This window comes from Actinobacillus succinogenes 130Z (genome assembly GCF_000017245.1).
GTDB lineage: Bacteria > Pseudomonadota > Gammaproteobacteria > Enterobacterales > Pasteurellaceae > Exercitatus > Exercitatus succinogenes.
Genome location: NC_009655.1, coordinates 89,858 through 107,335, shown reverse-complemented (window position 1 = coordinate 107,335; position 17,478 = coordinate 89,858). Strand labels below are relative to the sequence as shown.

The window sequence follows — 17,478 nt, the reverse complement described above, 5'->3', positions numbered from 1 at the left end:
CACTTGCTATGAAGGGTATTTATGTTTAAGCAATTTTCATTAGCCGCGTTAATCGCCATGACCGCCGCCTGTTCTTCTATTTCGGATTATGTACCGTTTATGGGAAACAGCAAGCCCGTGATTAATTTGGAGCAGGATCAGATTGATCAAAAATCTTATGCCGTCGCTTATGCCTCTACGGTACAAACGTATAAAGGGCAGATCAACGACAGCTATGATGTAAACAATTTTGCCAGCGGAGTGAATGACTGGAACCGTAACCGTATTCTGGTACCGGTTGAACAAGTGCGGGCCAAGCTTTCGGCGGGCATTGACAGTAATGTGCACGCCTATTACAGCGGCGTGGTGTTCGCTTCGGATTTACAGAATAATTTCAGCCGTTTGAGTAAAGACTGCTGGTCGAAAATCGATCGCCCGAGTATGACGCAGGGGATTTACGATGCCATGCTTGATTTGAAAAAAGGGAAATCCCGCAGTGAGAACGACGAATACATCAGCAAGGGCTCGGAACAGTTACTGGGTGTGTGTAAGTAACAAAAATTCAGGCTAAAACGACCGCACTTTTGTTGTTTTAGCCTTTTCATTTTTTATTCAACAAAAGGACAGCAGAATGTTCAATTTACCTGAAAATAACATTCATCTTGCCGCTCAAGCTACGGATAAACAACAGGCCATCGAAATGGCGGCTGCCGCGTTAGAGCAGGGGGGGTATGTAGAAAGCGGTTATTTACAAGGCATGCTGGGGCGTGAACAGCAGACTTCCACCTTTTTGGGTAACGGCATTGCCATTCCCCACGGTACCTTGGAAACCCGCGGGTTAGTTAAAAATACCGGTGTGGCCGTGTTCCAGTTTCCGCAAGGTATCGAATGGGGAGAGGGCAATAAAGCTTATGTGGTAATAGGAATCGCCGCCCGTTCGGATGAACATTTGTCGTTACTGCGCCAACTGACGCATGTTTTGGGCGATGAGGACACGGCGGCAAAATTGGCCACATTAGATGATGTGAAGAAATTCCGCGCAATTCTCATGGGCGAAGCGGAAGACTTTGTCGTGAAAGCTGAAACGATCAGCTTAGACGTAGATACCACCAGTTTGCTGACTTTAACCGCGATCAATGCGGGTAAATTACAGGAACAGAGTGTGGTGGAAAATGCCTTTGTTTCTGAGGTTATTAGCTCACCGGCGTTGCCGTTAGGAAAAGGATTATGGCTGACGGATAGCGTTGCGGGCAATGTCAAAAACGGTTTGGCATTCAGTCGGGCGCGCAAAGCGTTCGAATATAACGGCAAAACCGTGCGGGCGGTATTAACGGTCTCGTCCAAAGACGATGCGGTAAACGAAACGCTGGCACGGTTATTGGATACGAATGTGCAGGAGCAGCTGTTAACCGGTTCGCGGGAACAAATTGTTGCGGCATTAAACGGTACGGAATTGGTAGTGAATACTGTGCCGGCACAAGCCGGCGGGACTGTAATCGGAACCTTCACGTTACGTAATGAACACGGTTTGCATGCTCGTCCCAGCACGGTTTTAGTGAATACCTTAAAAGCCTTCGGCGCGAAAATTACAGTGGAAAATCTTACTCGCGGCGGTTTGGCGGTGAATGCGAAAAGCGCAATGAAGTTAGTGGGTATCGGCGCAACTAAAAATCATCGTTTGCGTTTTGTGGCACAAGGCGATGACGCAGAACAGGCTATGGAAGCGTTGGCAAAAGCCTTTTCCGAAGGTCTGGGTGAAGGCGTGTCCGCCGTGCCGCCGGCAGAACCGGACACCATTGAAGTGGTGTCTGCGGATTCGACAGCCAATGTGCCGGAAAAAAACGAGGCAAAATCCGCCGACGGCGCCGAAGGCATTTTTGTACTCAATAACGAGCACGGTTTACACGCCCGTCCGAGCGCGGTGTTGGTCAATGAAGTGAAAAAATATAATGCTTCCGTGGCGGTACAGAATCTTGATCGTAATACCCAATTAGTCAGTGCAAAAAGCCTGATGAAAATTGTGGCGTTAGGCGCAACCAAAGGTCATCGCTTGCGTTTTGTGGCAACCGGTGAAGAAGCGCAACAGGCAATCGACGGTATCGGTGCGATCATTGCGGCGGGGTTAGGAGAATAATTATGGCGAAAGTAGCAACTATTACCTTAAATGCCGCTTATGATTTAGTCGGTCGTTTGAAACGTATCGAATTAGGCGAAGTTAACACGGTGGAAACGCTGGGTTTATTCCCTGCCGGTAAAGGCATTAATGTGGCGAAAGTGCTGAATGATCTCGGTGTCAGCGTTGCCGTCGGCGGTTTTCTGGGTAAAGACAACGTCGGTGATTTCGAGCGCTTGTTTGCTTCCGTCGGTTTGGAGGATAAATTTCAGCGGGTAGCCGGTAAAACCCGTATTAATGTAAAAATTACCGAAACGGAAGCGGATGTGACGGATTTAAACTTCTTGGGCTATCACATTTCGGCAGCGGATTGGCAGAAATTTGTAGCGGATTCGTTAGCTTATTGCCAAGCCTTCGACATCGTGGCGGTTTGCGGCAGCCTTCCGCGCGGTGTTACGCCGGAATTATTCGCCGATTGGTTACGTCAGTTACATCAAGCCGGCGTAAAAGTCGTACTGGACAGTTCCAACGCTGCCTTAACCGCGGGGTTAACCGCACATCCTTGGTTAGTGAAACCGAATCATCGCGAATTAGAAGCTTGGATTGGACACAGCTTGAACAGTTTGGAAGAAATTGTTCAGGCTGCAAAAAAATTGCAGACGCAAGGCATTGCCAACGTAATTATTTCCATGGGAGCCGAGGGTTCGCTGTGGTTGAGCGAACAGGGCGTAGTACGGGCGCAACCGCCGAAATGTGAAAATGTGGTAAGTACCGTCGGTGCAGGCGATTCCATGGTGGCAGGGTTGATTTACGGTGTAGTAAACGGATTGTCCCAACAGGATACCTTGGCGTTTGCCAGTGCGGTTTCAGCCTTTGCCGTATCGCAAAGCAATGTGGGAGTCAGTGATCGGGCGTTACTCGAACCGATTCTCGCCAACGTTAAAATTACAACGATTGAAGGATAACGCAATGAATATTTTTCTGACTCAATCTCAACTCGGCAACGCCAAAGCTTTTTTGTTAAAGCAAGTGATTACGGCGGCGGCACAAGCCCAAAATCACCAGATTACGGATAATGCCGAACAAGCGGATTTGGCTATTATTTTCGGTAAAACATTGCCGAATTTGACCGCACTTCAAGGTAAAAAAGTCTATTTGGCGGAGCCGGAACAAGCGTTAACCGCACCGGAACAAACCGTACAACGGGCTTTAACGGAAGCGACGGATTATGTCGCGCCGCAGCAATCCGGCGTTTCAGCCGTCGCAGCGGGCGGAAGCAAAAATATTGTGGCGATTACCGCCTGTCCGACCGGCGTGGCACACACCTTTCTGTCCGCCGAAGCCATTGAGGCTTACGGTAAAAAAATGGGCTGGAACGTTCGGGTCGAAACCCGCGGGCAAGTAGGCGTCGGTAATCCGATTACTCCGGAAGAAGCGGCGGCGGCAGATTTGGTATTCGTAGCCGCGGATATCGATGTGGATTTAAGCAAGTTCAAAGGCAAACCGATGTATCGCACATCGACCGGTTTGGCGTTGAAGAAAACCGAACAGGAATTTACCAAAGCCTTTGCTGACGCTAAGATTTACGAAGGGGGCGAAACGAAAACAGCCGCTGATAATTCGGCTCAGGGAGAGAAAAAAGGCGTTTATCAACATTTGATGACCGGCGTTTCCCATATGTTGCCGATGGTGGTAGCAGGCGGTTTGTTGATTGCCATTTCGTTTATGTTCGGACCGAATGCCTTTAAAGATCCGAGTATTGCGGGCGGTTTGCCGACGGCGTTAATGGAAATCGGCGGCGGAGCCGCATTTAAATTGATGATCGCCGTATTCGCCGGTTATGTGGCTTATTCCATTGCCGACCGTCCTGGGCTGGCTGTGGGATTGATCGGCGGGATGCTTGCCACCAATGCCAATGCCGGGATTTTGGGCGGGATTTTAGCAGGTTTTCTTGCCGGTTATACCGTTAAATTTCTGAACGACATCATTAAATTGCCCGCCAGTATGACATCGTTGAAGCCGATTTTGATTTTACCGCTGTTAGGCTCCGCTATTGTGGGGCTGGCCATGGTTTACTTCCTGAATCCGCCTGTAGCGGCAGTGATGGCGTCCTTAACCGATTGGTTAAACGGCTTGGGTTCTACTAACGGCTTATTATTCGGAGCGATTCTGGGCGGTATGATGTGCATCGATATGGGTGGTCCGGTAAATAAAGCGGCGTACGTATTCGGCACCGGCTTACTGGCTTCTCAAGTGAATACGCCGATGGCGGCAATTATGGCGGGCGGTATGGTGCCGCCGTTAGGCATGGCGATTGCCACTTGGATTGCGCGTAATAAATTCAATGCGGGACAACGCAACGCAGGCAACGCGGCGTTCGTGTTAGGCTTATGTTTTATTTCCGAAGGCGCGTTACCGTTTGTGGCGGCGGATCCGATTCGCGTGATTGTTTCCAGTGTAATCGGCGGTGCGTTAGCAGGGGCGATTTCTCTAAGCTTCGCCATCGAATTACCGGCGCCGCACGGCGGGTTGTTTGTGGTTCCGTTAGTGTCGCAACCGTTAATGTATCTTGGCGCGATTGCCGCCGGCGCATTGGTGACCGGTGTGATCTACGCCGTTATCCGGCCAAAACAAACGCAGGAATAACCGCACTTTTATTCGGCAAAATGCCGCGTAGTTTTATCACTGCGCGGCATTTTGTTATATGGCAATCCGGAGTTCCGGCAGCTGAAAGTGCGGTCAAAAATTGGCAGGTTTTACAAAAAACGGCATAAAAAACGACCGCACTTTCACAGACGGTTACGTCATCTGCGCTAATAACTCCACCAGTTTTTGATATTGCCGGTATTTGTTTCGGTAAGCGTCGAAATTGGCAGGATTCGGCCGAATAACACGTATCGCCTGATGTCGTTTTAATGCGCTGCCGTTAGCGCCGACGCCTTCCGCCGCCATTAATGCGGCGCCCAGACAACCGATTTCCTCCACTTCCGGTACTTCCAGTATTTTACCCGTCAGATCCGCCAGCATTTGCAACCAGACGGCGGATTTCGCCGGTCCGCCGGTCACGCGTAATGTCTGTATTTGCGGAAAGCGTCGATACATACGCTCTAGATGTGTCATCAGACTGAACAGCACGCCCTCGTAGACCGCTTGTAACAAATGCGCCTGCGTATGGTGCGCCTGCATACCGTAGAAACCGGCGGTCATACCCAGTTTGGCATTGGTACCGTATAAAAACGGCAGAAAAACGACCGTACTTTGCGCCGGCGGAAGCGGAGCAATCATTTGATTGATTTGCTGATAATCCAGATTCCACTGTTTCACGAACCATTCCAGATTGCCGGCGGAAGTCGGACTGGCCTCCTGAATCAGGAATTTGCCCGCTTCTACATAACGCCCGTGGGCAAAACGCGAATCCAGTCTGTCGTCAAGGGAATCGGAAATACCGGTTACGATAGACCAAGTTCCCAGCACTACATTCAGTTTGCCGGGTTGATTATCCGTAAGGCATAATGTCATCGCCGTAACGTCGAATACACCGCCGACCACCGGCGTACCCACAGCCAGCCCGCAGGCTTGCGCCGCTTGTTCCGTAACATAACCGGCGATTTGATTCGCTTTAATGACGGGCGGCAGTTTCTCCGTGATTTCTTCAATACCGAGCAATTGTGCCAGTCGAGGGTCGTATTTCCCCGTAATCATATTATATAAATTGCTTTCGGATATATTGCTCTCTTCGCAATACAGGTTACCGGTCAGACAAAAACGCAGATAATCGTGGGACATCAGCAAATTGCCGATATGGCGGTAACGTGCCGGTTCGTTTTCTTTCAACCAGCGTAAAATGGCAACGGGATGACCCGTCCACAATCCTTGGCGGGACAGCGGATAGACTTTCTCTTCCAACCCTTCCGCCTGCCAGCGTTTGACGATAGCCTGCGCACGCTGATCGGAAGACAAAATCGCCCGTCCTAACGGGCGGTTGTGTTTATCCAGTAAGAATGCGCCTTTGCCTTGTGCCGAAATGCCGACGCTTTTGATCAAGTGCGGTCGGATTTTGCTTGATTTTAGGGTGCGCCGAATCACCTTCGTACACATTTGCCATAGCTCGTCCATATCCCGTTCGGCGTAGCCGGATTGCTTGCTGACGACGGTGACGTTTTCACGCTCGCAAGCCTGAATATTGCCGTTTTCGTCGAACAGGGCGGCTTTGATAAAAGTGCCGCCGCAGTCGATGCCTAAATAATAATTCATATTTTATTCCCTGAAAAAAATGCGTCTTAACCGACCGGCGGAAACTTCACCGCGGCGTAATTGATCGAGGAATACCGCCAGAATAATCACCATACCGATAATCAAACGTTGCAGGTAAGAAGTAACGTTCAATAAGGTTAAGCCGTTTTGCAGCACCCCCATAATCAGCGCACCGATAGAGGTACTGACCACGGAACCGACCCCGCCCATCAGGCTGGTACCGCCGATAACCGTGGCGGCGATAGCATCCAGTTCATAGCCCGTTCCCGCAATCGGCTGGGCTGCGTTTAAGCGTCCTACCAGAATTACCGCACCTACTGCCGCCAAGGCGCCGTTAATTACGTAGGTTCTGATTTCCAGTTTATTTACGTTAATGCCGGATAACCGCACCGCTTCGCGATTACCGCCGAGCGCGTAAATCTGCCGGCCGAAAACGGTTTGGGTTAACACGTAAAAACTGATCAATACTACGATTAACGCGATAATCACCGGAATCGGAATGCTGAAACTTTCCGTCACCGCAAGGCGTCCGTTACCGAAAAAACGCAACTGTTCGGGAAAATTATAAATGGTTTTACCGTTGGATAAGGTTAACGCCAGACCGCGGGCGATGCCCATCATGCCCAGGGTAGTGATAAAGGACGTAACTTTACCGTATACAATGATCGCGCCGTTCACATAACCGCATAACGCGCCGACTAAAACGGCACCGGCGATAGAAAGCACCATCACGCCCCATAATGCTCCCTGCGACGGATTCTCACCCAGCCATGCCACGCCCCAATGGGTAAACAACCCTAAGCAGACTGCACTGAGCGCCACTATGGAACCTACGGATAAATCGATACCGCCGGTGAGAATAACGTATGTCATTCCGACGGAGATCACGCAAATGACGGAAACCTGCAATAAAATATTAAAAATGTTATTGGTGGATAAAAATGCCTCCGAAGTGAAAGACATGCCGATAATCATGAATAATAAGACGAGTCCGATTCCTAGCTTGGATATAACTTTTTTTAATGAAAACATAAAATTATCCTTATTTTCAAATGCCGATCATGGCATGCATTAAGTTTTCTTCCGTAATTTCGTCGCGATTGGTGATTTCTTTCACTTTTTCGCCGTTACGCATGACAATGACGCGATCGGAAATAGTGATCAGTTCGGGTAAATCCGACGATACCATAACGATAGTGCCGCCGTTTTCGGTAAATTGACGCATTAAGTCATAGATTTCCGATTTTGCCCCGATGTCGATGCCGCGCGTGGGTTCGTCGAAAAACAGAATATCTACGCCGCTTTCCAGCCAACGGGCGAGAATGACTTTTTGTTGATTACCGCCCGACAGCGTTTTGGTCTGTTGTTCCTGATCTTTCGATACGATATGCAGTTTACGGCGATTGGCTTCCACGACTTCGCGTTCTTGGTTTTTATCTAACCGCCAGCCGTTCCAGAAGCGTCTTAAAATAGGCAGGGTGATATTTTCACGAATGCTCATGCCAAGTACCAATCCTTGCGATTTACGGTCTTCGGTAATAAAGCCGATTTTATTTTTCACCGCATCTTCCGGCGAATGGATAACGATTTCCCGCTGATCGATATAAATTTTACCGGAGGACTCGTCCGCACCGTAAATCGCCCGTAAAACTTCCGTTCGTCCAGCTCCCACCAAACCGGCAAATCCGAGGATTTCTCCTTTGTTTACCTGAAACGAAATCGGGCTGATATGCTTGCTTCGGATGTTTTCCACCCGCAGTTTTTCTTGGGTGAAAACCGTATTGCGTCGGTAACGGCTGAAATCCACCTTACGCCCGACCATTAAACGTACGATCTCTTCCGGCGAGGTCTCTTCGTAACGCAGATTACCGGTTATACGACCGTCCCGCAGTACGGTGACGCGATCGGCGATATATTTGAATTCTTCCAGACGGTGAGAAATGTAAATCATCGCCACGCCTTTGGTTTTCAATTGATGAATGATTCTGAACAATACTTCTGTATTTTTACGGGAAATGGAAGACGTCGGTTCGTCGAAAATAATGATTTTATATTCGCTGAAAACAGCTTTGGCGATTTCCACCATTTGTTGTTGGGCTATGGAAAGATCGGCGATTAAATCGTCAGGTTTAATGTCCAGTTCCAGTTCGTCGATGATATGCTGTGTTTCAGTGCGCATTTCCGTCCAGTTCATACGTCCGAAGCGGGAAGATTTTTCCGTTCCGAGAAAAATATTTTCCATCACGCTAAGTTTCGGTACCAGCATTAATTCCTGATGAATAAAACCGATACCCGCTTCCTGCGCTTCTTTTACCGTGGTCGGCGAATAAGGTTCGCCTTGATAAAGCATTTCACCGTTATCGCTACGGTAAATGCCTGCGATAATCTTACACAGCGTGGATTTGCCCGCACCGTTTTCTCCGATCAGACAAAGCACTTCGCCGCATCGGATATCCAAATCGATGTCTTCTAAAACGGTGACGCCGAAAAAACTTTTCGAAATATTTTTCAGCGTCAGAATGCTGTGATCATTCATTTACCCTCCTTGTTTACGGTCAAATTCGGCATATAGAATAAATTATTTTTTCTGTTAAAAATGGGATAAAGCTCACAGTTTTGGAAATTAAATCTGGGTACACTAGAGCCTGTTTCAGCGGAAACGAATTCTTTTACGGCAAATCAAGGAGAGTCTTCTATGGCATCTAAATTACTAAAAAATATTTTTAAATTCAGTGCATTGCTCGGTGCGCTTCCGACTTTGGCGTTTGCCGCGGATAAACCGCAAATTGCACTGTTAATGAAAACATTAAGTAACGAATATTTTATTTCCATGCGTCAGGGCGCGGAAGAAACGGCGAAACAGAAAGATATCGATTTAATCGTACAGGTAGCGGAAAAAGAAGATTCCACCGAACAATTGGTCGGGCTGGTAGAAAATATGATAGCGAAAAAAGTGGATGCCATTATCGTCACCCCGAATGATTCCATCGCTTTTATCCCCGCTTTCCAAAAAGCCGAGAAAGCCGGTATTCCGATTATTGATTTAGACGTCCGGCTTGATGCCAAAGCCGCCGAAGCGGCCGGGTTGAAATTCAATTACGTAGGTGTGGATAATTTCAACGGCGGTTATTTGGAAGCCAAAAACCTGGCGGAAGCCATCGGTAAAAAAGGTAACGTTGCGATTCTGGAAGGGATTCCCGGCGTAGACAACGGCGAACAACGCAAAGGCGGCGCATTAAAAGCGTTCGCGGAATATCCGGACATCAAAATCGTCGCCTCTCAGTCCGCCAACTGGGAAACCGAACAGGCACTGAATGTGACCACCAACATTCTAACCGCCAATCCGAATATCAACGGGATTTTCGCCGCTAACGACAATATGGCGATCGGTGCGGTGACAGCGGTAGAAAATGCGGGTCTGGCGGGTAAAGTGTTAGTGAGCGGTTACGACGGTATTCCGCTGGCGATCGAATACGTCAAACAGGGCAAAATGCAAAACACTATCGACCAATTGCCGAAGAAACAGGTGGCAATCGCTATCGAGCATGCCTTGAAACAAATCAACAAACAGGAAATTCCGTCGGTTTATTATGTGGATCCTGTCGTAGTGGATAAAGAACAGTCTAAAAATTATTAATGAATTCCGTTCTGAGGAAAGTGCGGTCGAAATTTCCATCGTTTTTAAAAAACGTGTGAAAAAAGACCGCACTTTTTTGTTGTTACCAATCTTTTACGGCAAACCATTGCGCTAAAAAATCAATCAAACTGCGTACTGCGAGGGGCAATTTATGACGGCTCGGATAAAGCGCGTAAATATCGAATTCGGGCAGTTGCCAGTCGGTAAGAACCGGTTTTAACGTACCGTTTTTCAGTTGTTCGCTTATCAGATAGCGGGGCAGCATGGCAATGCCGCCGTGACCCTGCACCGCGTGCAGCAGCGCGAGCGTGTCGTTAGTGGCGAACCGGCTGGTCAGTTCGATTTGTATTTCCCGTCCGTTTTGCTTGAATTTCCAGCTTTTACGGTTGATATTGGCGTGGGCTAAATACCGGTGGTTCGCCAATTGGTCCGGCGTTGCCGGTTCGCCCGCCTGCGCCAGATAGGCGGGCGTAGCCGCCAATACGGAATGGCAAGCCGCGAGCTTGCGCGCCACAAGGTTCGGATCGGGCGAGTTGGTGATGCGAACGGCCAAATCAATACGTTCTTCTACTAAATTAATAGGCGTGTCGCTTAGCAATAATTGAATATTGAGTTTAGGATGGCACATCATAAAAGCGTTTATTGCCTGAACCAAATGGGCGCTGCCGAAGGCGTTACTGGCGGTCAAACGCAAACCGCCGCGCAGTTCGCCGCTTTGCGCAGCCAGTTCCTGTTCCATTTCCTGTTGCAGGTTGATTATTTGCCGACAAAAAACAACGGCTTGTTCGCCGGCTTCGGTGAGCGATACTTTGCGCGTGGTGCGTTGCAACAGTCTTGCGTTGAGCCAGTCTTCCATTAAATTCACGTAACGGCTGATCATCGGTTTGGAAATATCCAAACGCGCGGCAGCCTGAGTAAAACTGCCCGTTTCGGTAACCGCCAGGAAAACTTGAATAGCGGTAATTCTGTCCATTTTTCACTCTCTTTTGTTTCTTATTTTGAAATAATTATATTCATAAGGCAGGCTTTTTCCAGTTTTTTATTCCCTTATAATATATCGCCTATAAAGGCGGACATTCACCGACATTCTTATTTACAATAAAGAAATAATGTGAAAAAAATTGATTTTAACGACCGCACTTTTGCTTTCGTCCGTTTCCGCCCGGACTACGCCGGAACAGAACAAAACCAATGTCTTGGCGTTTTACGAATTGGTTTTAACCGGCGTAAAGTGCAGGAAGGAAGGGACAAATCGTTTATATTAGACGGTCGGAAAATACCGATATTTTGCAGCTGTTTTGTCTTATAATTATCAATTTTCAGCTTTACTTAACTTACGACAATGACAAAATCCAATTCCAAATTTTTCTTAGTATTGTTGCTGGGCGTACTGTCCGCGTTCGGCCCGTTCGTAGTGGATCTGTATCTGCCATCTTTACCGCAACTGACCGCATTTTTTGCGACTACGCCTCCTATGACACAGTTAACGCTGACCACAGCGATGATCGGTCTGGCGGGCGGACAATTATTAATCGGACCTGTCAGCGATAAATTCGGACGTAAAAAACCGCTGATTCTTTCCTTACTGGTGTATATCGCCAGTACCCTGGCAATCGTGTTTTCGCCGGATATCGAAACAATGATTGTTCTGCGCGTTATTCAGGGCTTGTCTTCCGCCGGCAGCGTGGTGATTTCCCGTGCGGTGGCGACGGATTTGTATCGCGGACGAGAAATGACGCGTTTTTTCGGTCTGTTGATGACCATTAACGGTATGGCTCCGATTATTTCGCCGATTCTGGGCAGTTTATTGCTCGAATATATCAGTTGGAAAGGAATTTTTGTATTTTTAACCTTAATCGGGGTGGCGGTCACACTTTTTTGCTTCAATCTGAAAGAAAGTCTGCGGCCGGAGGCGCGCTTGACAGGTTCGGTGTTATCGACTTTCAAGACTTTCTCCGTAATTGCCCGAAACCGTCGATTTATGAGTTACGTCGGCATTGAAAGTTTTCTGTTTGGTGCGATGTTCGCTTATATCGCCGCTTCCCCGTTTATTTTACAGTCTTTTTACGGCTTATCGGCGTTTGTTTTTAGTTTGTGTTTCGGTGCGAACGGTTTCGCATTGGTGTTGGGATCGAATTTAGGCAGCCGTTTATCTAATAAAGCAGCATTGAAATCGGGGGTAATAGGATTTTGGTTCGCCACGATTTACACGATTGCCGTACTGCTGGTACAACCGCACTGGTTTTGGGTGGAAGCGGGCTTTTTTGTGATGTTGTTGATGACAGGGGGGCCGCTTCCGGCTATTTCCGCCTTAGCGATGGAGAGCGAACGCCAATATGCCGGTTCCGCGTCGGCGTTGCTTGGATGTATGCCGTTCTTGCTGGGCGGGGTCGTTTCGCCGTTGGTGGGGATCGGTAATATTTTCTATGCTACCGCCGTTGTGGTCGCATTATGCGGATTACTCGCCGTCGCCATTTATTTTTCCGTGAAAAGTGCGGTCGAAAAATAAATGTTTTTTCGACCGCACTTTTGCTTATTCGGGATTGAAAATATTGCGCAGAATAGCGGTCATTAAATCAAATACTTTTAACACCCGTGCCGGCGTAATGGCTTGATAAGGACGGTAAAGAAACAACTGCCATTTATCGATCTCTATTTCAGGGAAAAGTCGAACCAGTTGTCCGTCGGCAAGCAACGGTTTCGCCATAAAGTCACTGACTAAACCGGCGCATTTCCCGATTAAAATGGCTTGCAGGGCGCTGTAATTATCTACGGAGTGAAAAGCGATATTGCGCGGGATCAGAGCCACGTTTTCATTTAACGGCAGATTCCAGGCGCGTCCGGTATTCGGATTAATCGGTTGCGCGAAAGGAAAGCGGCGCTGGAAATCTTCAAAATTCCGCGGCGTACCGACAGTCTCCAATAATTTCGGCGAAGTCACCAGAATATCGCCCACATCCGCAATTTTCCGCACGACAAAATCTTGATCCGGTTCCGCACCGATACGTAAGCCGATGTCGATTCGGTCTTCAATCATGTCCAGTTTACCCATATCCTCCCGCCAATCCAGCACGATTTCGGGATGATCATCAAGTGCGTTCAGTAATTCGCGAATTATTAAGTCGTTTTCACGCCATGCCGGCACTGTGATACGTACGATGCCCGCCAAATCGTCATTCGGGGTTTTCCCCATGCGGAACAGATTTTCGCTGTCCGTCAACAGTTGTTGGGCTTTGGGCAGAAATTGTTCGCCGAAGCTGGTCAGCCGTATATTCCGGGTATTTCGTTTGAACAGCTGTTCGCCCAATTCGTTTTCCAATTCATTGATAACGCGGGTGATAACGGAAGGCGAAATCGCCAATCGGCTCGCCGCTTCACGGAAATTCAGGGTTTCCGCCGCCAGACAAAAGTATTTTAACGAATCGAGTTTGTTGCTCATATTGTTCTGATTTTAAGAATAGATGATGACTATTTTATGAATTATCGACCGAGAGATCCAGTTTAACGGAATATCTGAGGCAGACGAATAAATAAGGTGAAAAGTGCGGTCGGATTTTATCTTGTTTTTTCAGCGGCGAGAAAACCAAAAATCCCCGTTAAATTCTGAACGGGGATTTTGGGCGATTAATCGTGACGGCGGTGGTGTCGATAATGACGGGACGGTCGCCGATCATGATGACGGACTTTATGACGATCGGAACGATAGTGACGACGGTCGCGGTCGTAATGACGATGACGGTGACGATCCTTAGCATTCCACTGACTTCCCACTACGCCGCCTAACGCCGCACCGGCAACGGTTGACGTAATATCATTTCCTATGACGGCACCTGCTACGCCGCCTAATACGGCACCTACGGCGGTATCGTGTTGCGAACGGCTTAAGGCATGCGCCGAAACCGACGTCGATAATAATGCGACGAACAAGCCTTTTGCGATGATTGATTTCATAATAAACCCCTTAAAATATTATTGTTATTTTCGGTTATGCCATTTTGGCTACCGACTTTGACGAGCTCATTCTGCGCATTTAAAGAAAATTCGTCAAGCCGGAAAAACCGTACTGAAACAAATAGATAGGTTTTGTAACAGAATGAAAAAATTTTTGAACTTTTAGCCTGATCGGTTGATAAGCTCCCTTTCTGTTTATTATCGCTCCTTTTTTATTTTAGTCATTAACGGTTCCACTGGCTGCCGACTACGCCGCCTAACGCCGCGCCGGCAACGGTGGATACGGTGTTACCGCCGATTAAATTGCCCGCTACCCCGCCGATTAACGCACCGGTCGCCGTATCGCGCTGTTGACCGTGTAATCCGCAAGCGGAAACGGATGTTGCGACGGCAACAATCATTAATCCTTTCAACCATGTTTTTTTCATTATTTACTCTCCGAGTTATACATATAAAATCTGTTACAAATGTAACATTTGACGGATAATATTTTAGATATTGTGGGAACTTAGTCAATACATCTTTCTCTAACTGAAACAGAATCAGGAATTTGTAACAGTATGAAAAAAACCGTGAACTTTGTGGTGAAAGAGAGTATCACCGAGGCGCTTATCCGCCTGATGAAGAAGAAAAGCTTCGATAATATCAGTATTACCGAGATTACCGCGCTGGCAGGCGTCAGCCGGATTTCCTTTTATCGCAACTTCGAATCGAAGGAAGATGTATTAATAAAACATTTGTACGAGCGCGCAATGACATCTTTTACGGCTCTGCATGCGGATACCGTGCGGGAACGCCTGCTCGGTTTGTTTTCCGTGACGGACGAATTGGGCGATGTGTTGGATTTATTGTATTCGCAGGGGCTTTCCCATCTGTTTTTGCGTTATTTTGCTTTCGTTATCGGTGCAAAGCCCGAACAATCCAACGAACAGGCATTCCAAAGCGCTATCATGATGGGAATTTGTTTCGGTTCGCTGGACGAATGGATAAAACGCGGACGCCAAGAAAGTCCGGAGGTTATGGTGGATATTTTGCTAAACACCATCCGCCGTTGTCTGGATGAGTAGCATAAATATATTCGTTTATTTCAATCCGCTTCAGTTAGGTTCGGCGTATTTTTTTCACCATTAACCAAAGCGTGCCGGCCGTTAATAATGCGATAAATGTGGTGCCAACTACAAACATGACGTATCCCAGCCAACCGAAAGGCTGGTTTTCAACGCCGTGATAAATCCGCAAACCGACGCCTGCCATGGACGCCAATCCGAATGAAAACGCCCAGTAAGACAAGCTGACGCCGTGTTGCGCTATCCATGGAAATAAACGGGCTAAAAATAAAAATTGCAACAGACTGTAGCCAATCAGCAATTTGGCGAAGGTGTCAATTTCACCGCCGTTTACCGACAAATAAGCGGCACAGCCCACAATTGCCGGCGCAAATTGAATGCCGAGGGCGGGACGTACTGCGTTCGGTATCGCCGTCAGGTTGCGCAACCGTTGTTGAATCGCACCGTCGATAAAGAACCAGCTGAAAATGCCGGCACCGAGGAAAATCATACCGAAATCTTTCAGCCCGATGTCGCCTAAAGCGATGGTACTGACAAAATTGGTGGCGACGGTAGGCAAATATAAGGCGGGTGTGGTGGCTTCCGCCGGATGAGTTCCCTGCCAGAGGCGTGCCGTGAAATAAGCGGAAAAACCGAGTTGTCCGATAATGCCGAACACCAGCAAGACTGTGCTCAAAGAGGAAAAGTGCGGTCGGATTCCGACACAAATTAACAGCGTGGTAATCGGCACCAGACTGACGAAACTGCCGGTAATCGGATGGGTGAGTTCCGATTGCGCCGTTTCAGGAAATTTCACCCATTTATAACCGTACGCTGTCATTAATCCCAGCCATATCAAGCCCGCCGCAGCGATAACGGTTTCACCGACCCACGCGGGAAACAGCGCTACCGACGCCCCGTAACGCCATGCCAATCCCAGTGCGGCAAGCCCTAATACAATACTGAAATAATTAACGGGAAGAGGCGTTTTCAAAAACATAAGGGTTCTCAGGTCAAAAAAAATGCTATTTTAGCTTAAAATCAGCGTAGAAATGAAGCAGGGATTATTCGACGAGGAAAAAATATTTCTTTCGCCGGGAAGCTAAAACGGCATAAAGTGCGGTCGGAATTCGTTTTGTTTTTTACCGCTTAACCATGGCTTTTCTTCCATTGCTTGATTTCGGCTAAACGATTTTTAAACCGACCTTCCAGCCCCTGTTCCGTCGGACGGTAATATTCTCTACCGAGCAGTGAATCCGGCAGGCATTGCATTGTTGTAAGTTTGTCTTCGTAATGATGAGCGAATTCGTAGCCTTTGCCGTAATCCAGTTCTTTCATCAGCTTGGTCGGTGCATTGCGAATATGTAACGGCACCGGATCCGCAAGCTGAGTTAGCGCGTCTTTGCGGGCTTGGTGATATGCCATATCGATAGCGTTGGATTTCGGCGCCAGCGACAAATACACCACCGCCTGGGTTAAATGCACGCTGCATTCCGGCATGCCGATGAAATGGCACGCCTGATACGCCGCAATACAGATTTCCAGCGCACGCGGATCCGCCAGTCCCACGTCTTCACTGGCAAAGCGGGTAATGCGTCGTGCCACATAAAGGGGATCTTCACCCGCTTCCAGCATGCGAGCCAGCCAATACACCGCCGCATCCGCATCGGAATTGCGCATGGATTTGTGCAGGGCGGAAATCAAATTGTAATGTTCCTCGCCTTTTTTATCGTACAACAGAGTTTTACGGGACAAACACTGGCTGAGCGTTTCTTCCGTGACGGTGACGGCGTTACCCTGATGTTCGCCGTTCAGTACCACCATTTCTAAGGTGGATAACGCCGAGCGGGCGTCGCCGTTGGCAAAATTGGCCAGTACTTCCAACATATCGGACTGCATGTTAACCCGCAGATGCCCGAACCCTTTGGGTGCCGTCAGCGCACGTTGTAACAGCTTGACAATATCCGCCGTTTCCAGCGGTTGCAACACAAATACTTTACAGCGGGACAATAACGCGCCGTTAATTTCAAAGGACGGATTTTCGGTGGTGGCGCCAATCAGCACGATGCTGCCTTTTTCCACGAAAGGCAGAAAAGCATCCTGTTGCGCCTTGTTGAAACGGTGAATTTCGTCCACAAACACGATGGTTTTGGCGCCGTACCGACGGTTTTGTTCCGCCTGCTGCATAATGGCGCGAATGTCTTTAATGCCGCTGGTGACGGCGGAAAATTCGATAAATCCCGCCTGGGTACTGTTTGCGATAATTTGTGCCAAAGTGGTTTTCCCCACGCCGGGCGGTCCCCAGAAAATCATGGAGGAAATTTGATCGTTTTCGATTAAACGACGCAATACTTTGCCTTCGCCCAATAGATGGGGTTGACCGGCGAATTCCTCCAACCGTTCGGGACGCAGGCGCGCGGCGAGCGGTTGATTTTCCGGATTTTCAAATAGGGACGGTTGCGTACTCATATGTGCTCCAATGAACGAAGGATGAATGC

General features: G+C 48.3%; 16 protein-coding genes. 7 read left to right on the top strand and 9 right to left on the bottom strand.

All coding sequences use genetic code 11. The features are described 5' to 3' along the window. The first annotated feature begins 21 nt into the window (after positions 1 to 21). From ASUC_RS00475 to ASUC_RS00460, 4 genes are all read left to right on the top strand, one after another. A complete protein-coding gene (locus tag ASUC_RS00475; RefSeq protein ID WP_011978745.1) occupies positions 22 to 534 on the top strand; it encodes a hypothetical protein in 513 nt (170 codons plus the stop codon). Positions 535 to 610: 76 nt separating this feature from the next. Beyond that, on the top strand, positions 611 to 2,113 hold the full coding sequence (gene fruB / locus ASUC_RS00470) for a fused PTS fructose transporter subunit IIA/HPr protein (RefSeq protein ID WP_011978744.1): 1,503 nt from the start codon (positions 611 to 613) through the stop codon (positions 2,111 to 2,113). A 2-nt stretch (positions 2,114 to 2,115) separates the two neighbouring features. Next, entirely contained in the window at positions 2,116 to 3,057 is a 942-nt protein-coding gene (fruK, locus tag ASUC_RS00465; RefSeq protein WP_011978743.1) for a 1-phosphofructokinase, read from the top strand. Between the two features lie 4 nt (positions 3,058 to 3,061). Continuing rightward, positions 3,062 to 4,738 (top strand): fructose-specific PTS transporter subunit EIIC, encoded by a 1,677-nt coding sequence (locus tag ASUC_RS00460; RefSeq protein WP_011978742.1) that lies wholly within the window; start codon positions 3,062 to 3,064, stop codon positions 4,736 to 4,738. Positions 4,739 to 4,891: 153 nt separating this feature from the next. Here ASUC_RS00460 and ASUC_RS00455 read toward each other — a convergent pair whose 3' ends face one another. From ASUC_RS00455 to ASUC_RS00445, 3 genes are read right to left on the bottom strand one after another with little or no spacing between them, the layout of a single operon-like run. Beyond that, positions 4,892 to 6,346: an FGGY-family carbohydrate kinase gene (locus tag ASUC_RS00455; RefSeq protein WP_011978741.1), complete on the bottom strand. Its 1,455-nt coding sequence runs from the start codon at positions 6,344 to 6,346 to the stop codon at positions 4,892 to 4,894. 3 nt (positions 6,347 to 6,349) lie between these two features. Next, positions 6,350 to 7,378 carry an ABC transporter permease gene (locus ASUC_RS00450; RefSeq protein WP_011978740.1) on the bottom strand — a complete coding sequence of 343 codons (1,029 nt, stop codon included), beginning with the start codon at positions 7,376 to 7,378 and terminating at the stop codon, positions 6,350 to 6,352. A 16-nt stretch (positions 7,379 to 7,394) separates the two neighbouring features. After that, positions 7,395 to 8,882: a sugar ABC transporter ATP-binding protein gene (locus ASUC_RS00445; protein ID WP_011978739.1), complete on the bottom strand. Its 1,488-nt coding sequence runs from the start codon at positions 8,880 to 8,882 to the stop codon at positions 7,395 to 7,397. A gap of 159 nt (positions 8,883 to 9,041) precedes the next feature. Between ASUC_RS00445 and ASUC_RS00440 the strand changes: the two genes are divergently transcribed. Beyond that, positions 9,042 to 9,983 carry a sugar ABC transporter substrate-binding protein gene (locus ASUC_RS00440; protein WP_011978738.1) on the top strand — a complete coding sequence of 314 codons (942 nt, stop codon included), beginning with the start codon at positions 9,042 to 9,044 and terminating at the stop codon, positions 9,981 to 9,983. A gap of 82 nt (positions 9,984 to 10,065) precedes the next feature. Here the strand turns inward: ASUC_RS00440 and ASUC_RS00435 are convergent, their stop codons facing one another. Continuing rightward, complete coding sequence (locus ASUC_RS00435) at positions 10,066 to 10,956, bottom strand: LysR family transcriptional regulator (protein WP_011978737.1); 891 nt, start codon at positions 10,954 to 10,956, stop codon at positions 10,066 to 10,068. Positions 10,957 to 11,325: 369 nt separating this feature from the next. Here ASUC_RS00435 and ASUC_RS00430 point away from each other — a divergent pair, with 369 nt between their 5' ends. After that, on the top strand, positions 11,326 to 12,492 hold the full coding sequence (locus ASUC_RS00430; RefSeq protein WP_011978736.1) for a multidrug effflux MFS transporter: 1,167 nt from the start codon (positions 11,326 to 11,328) through the stop codon (positions 12,490 to 12,492). A gap of 24 nt (positions 12,493 to 12,516) precedes the next feature. Here the strand turns inward: ASUC_RS00430 and ASUC_RS00425 are convergent, their stop codons facing one another. From ASUC_RS00425 to ASUC_RS00415, 3 genes are all read right to left on the bottom strand, one after another. Next, positions 12,517 to 13,422: a LysR family transcriptional regulator gene (locus tag ASUC_RS00425; protein ID WP_011978735.1), complete on the bottom strand. Its 906-nt coding sequence runs from the start codon at positions 13,420 to 13,422 to the stop codon at positions 12,517 to 12,519. Positions 13,423 to 13,607: 185 nt separating this feature from the next. Beyond that, positions 13,608 to 13,934, bottom strand: a complete 327-nt coding sequence (locus tag ASUC_RS00420) for a glycine zipper 2TM domain-containing protein (RefSeq protein ID WP_011978734.1) — start codon at positions 13,932 to 13,934, stop codon at positions 13,608 to 13,610. A 224-nt stretch (positions 13,935 to 14,158) separates the two neighbouring features. Next, a complete protein-coding gene (locus tag ASUC_RS00415; protein WP_011978733.1) occupies positions 14,159 to 14,362 on the bottom strand; it encodes a glycine zipper 2TM domain-containing protein in 204 nt (67 codons plus the stop codon). 132 nt (positions 14,363 to 14,494) lie between these two features. Here ASUC_RS00415 and ASUC_RS00410 point away from each other — a divergent pair, with 132 nt between their 5' ends. Beyond that, entirely contained in the window at positions 14,495 to 15,001 is a 507-nt protein-coding gene (locus ASUC_RS00410) for a TetR/AcrR family transcriptional regulator (RefSeq protein ID WP_011978732.1), read from the top strand. A gap of 34 nt (positions 15,002 to 15,035) precedes the next feature. Here ASUC_RS00410 and tehA read toward each other — a convergent pair whose 3' ends face one another. Beyond that, positions 15,036 to 15,980 (bottom strand): dicarboxylate transporter/tellurite-resistance protein TehA, encoded by a 945-nt coding sequence (tehA, locus tag ASUC_RS00405; protein ID WP_011978731.1) that lies wholly within the window; start codon positions 15,978 to 15,980, stop codon positions 15,036 to 15,038. 149 nt (positions 15,981 to 16,129) lie between these two features. Then, entirely contained in the window at positions 16,130 to 17,449 is a 1,320-nt protein-coding gene (locus tag ASUC_RS00400) for a replication-associated recombination protein A (RefSeq protein ID WP_011978730.1), read from the bottom strand. Positions 17,450 to 17,478: the final 29 nt, after the last annotated feature.

Coding starts and splice junctions, on each gene's coding strand:
- ASUC_RS00450 (WP_011978740.1), bottom strand. CDS start 7,378: ATGTTTTCATTAAAAAAAGTTATATCCAAGCTAGGAATCGGACTCGTC.
- ASUC_RS00460 (WP_011978742.1), top strand. CDS start 3,062: ATGAATATTTTTCTGACTCAATCTCAACTCGGCAACGCCAAAGCTTTT.
- fruK (WP_011978743.1), top strand. CDS start 2,116: ATGGCGAAAGTAGCAACTATTACCTTAAATGCCGCTTATGATTTAGTC.
- ASUC_RS00425 (WP_011978735.1), bottom strand. CDS start 13,422: ATGAGCAACAAACTCGATTCGTTAAAATACTTTTGTCTGGCGGCGGAA.
- ASUC_RS00410 (WP_011978732.1), top strand. CDS start 14,495: ATGAAAAAAACCGTGAACTTTGTGGTGAAAGAGAGTATCACCGAGGCG.
- tehA (WP_011978731.1), bottom strand. CDS start 15,980: ATGTTTTTGAAAACGCCTCTTCCCGTTAATTATTTCAGTATTGTATTA.
- ASUC_RS00400 (WP_011978730.1), bottom strand. CDS start 17,449: ATGAGTACGCAACCGTCCCTATTTGAAAATCCGGAAAATCAACCGCTC.
- ASUC_RS00420 (WP_011978734.1), bottom strand. CDS start 13,934: ATGAAATCAATCATCGCAAAAGGCTTGTTCGTCGCATTATTATCGACG.
- ASUC_RS00430 (WP_011978736.1), top strand. CDS start 11,326: ATGACAAAATCCAATTCCAAATTTTTCTTAGTATTGTTGCTGGGCGTA.
- ASUC_RS00445 (WP_011978739.1), bottom strand. CDS start 8,882: ATGAATGATCACAGCATTCTGACGCTGAAAAATATTTCGAAAAGTTTT.
- ASUC_RS00455 (WP_011978741.1), bottom strand. CDS start 6,346: ATGAATTATTATTTAGGCATCGACTGCGGCGGCACTTTTATCAAAGCC.
- ASUC_RS00440 (WP_011978738.1), top strand. CDS start 9,042: ATGGCATCTAAATTACTAAAAAATATTTTTAAATTCAGTGCATTGCTC.
- ASUC_RS00435 (WP_011978737.1), bottom strand. CDS start 10,956: ATGGACAGAATTACCGCTATTCAAGTTTTCCTGGCGGTTACCGAAACG.
- ASUC_RS00475 (WP_011978745.1), top strand. CDS start 22: ATGTTTAAGCAATTTTCATTAGCCGCGTTAATCGCCATGACCGCCGCC.
- ASUC_RS00415 (WP_011978733.1), bottom strand. CDS start 14,362: ATGAAAAAAACATGGTTGAAAGGATTAATGATTGTTGCCGTCGCAACA.
- fruB (WP_011978744.1), top strand. CDS start 611: ATGTTCAATTTACCTGAAAATAACATTCATCTTGCCGCTCAAGCTACG.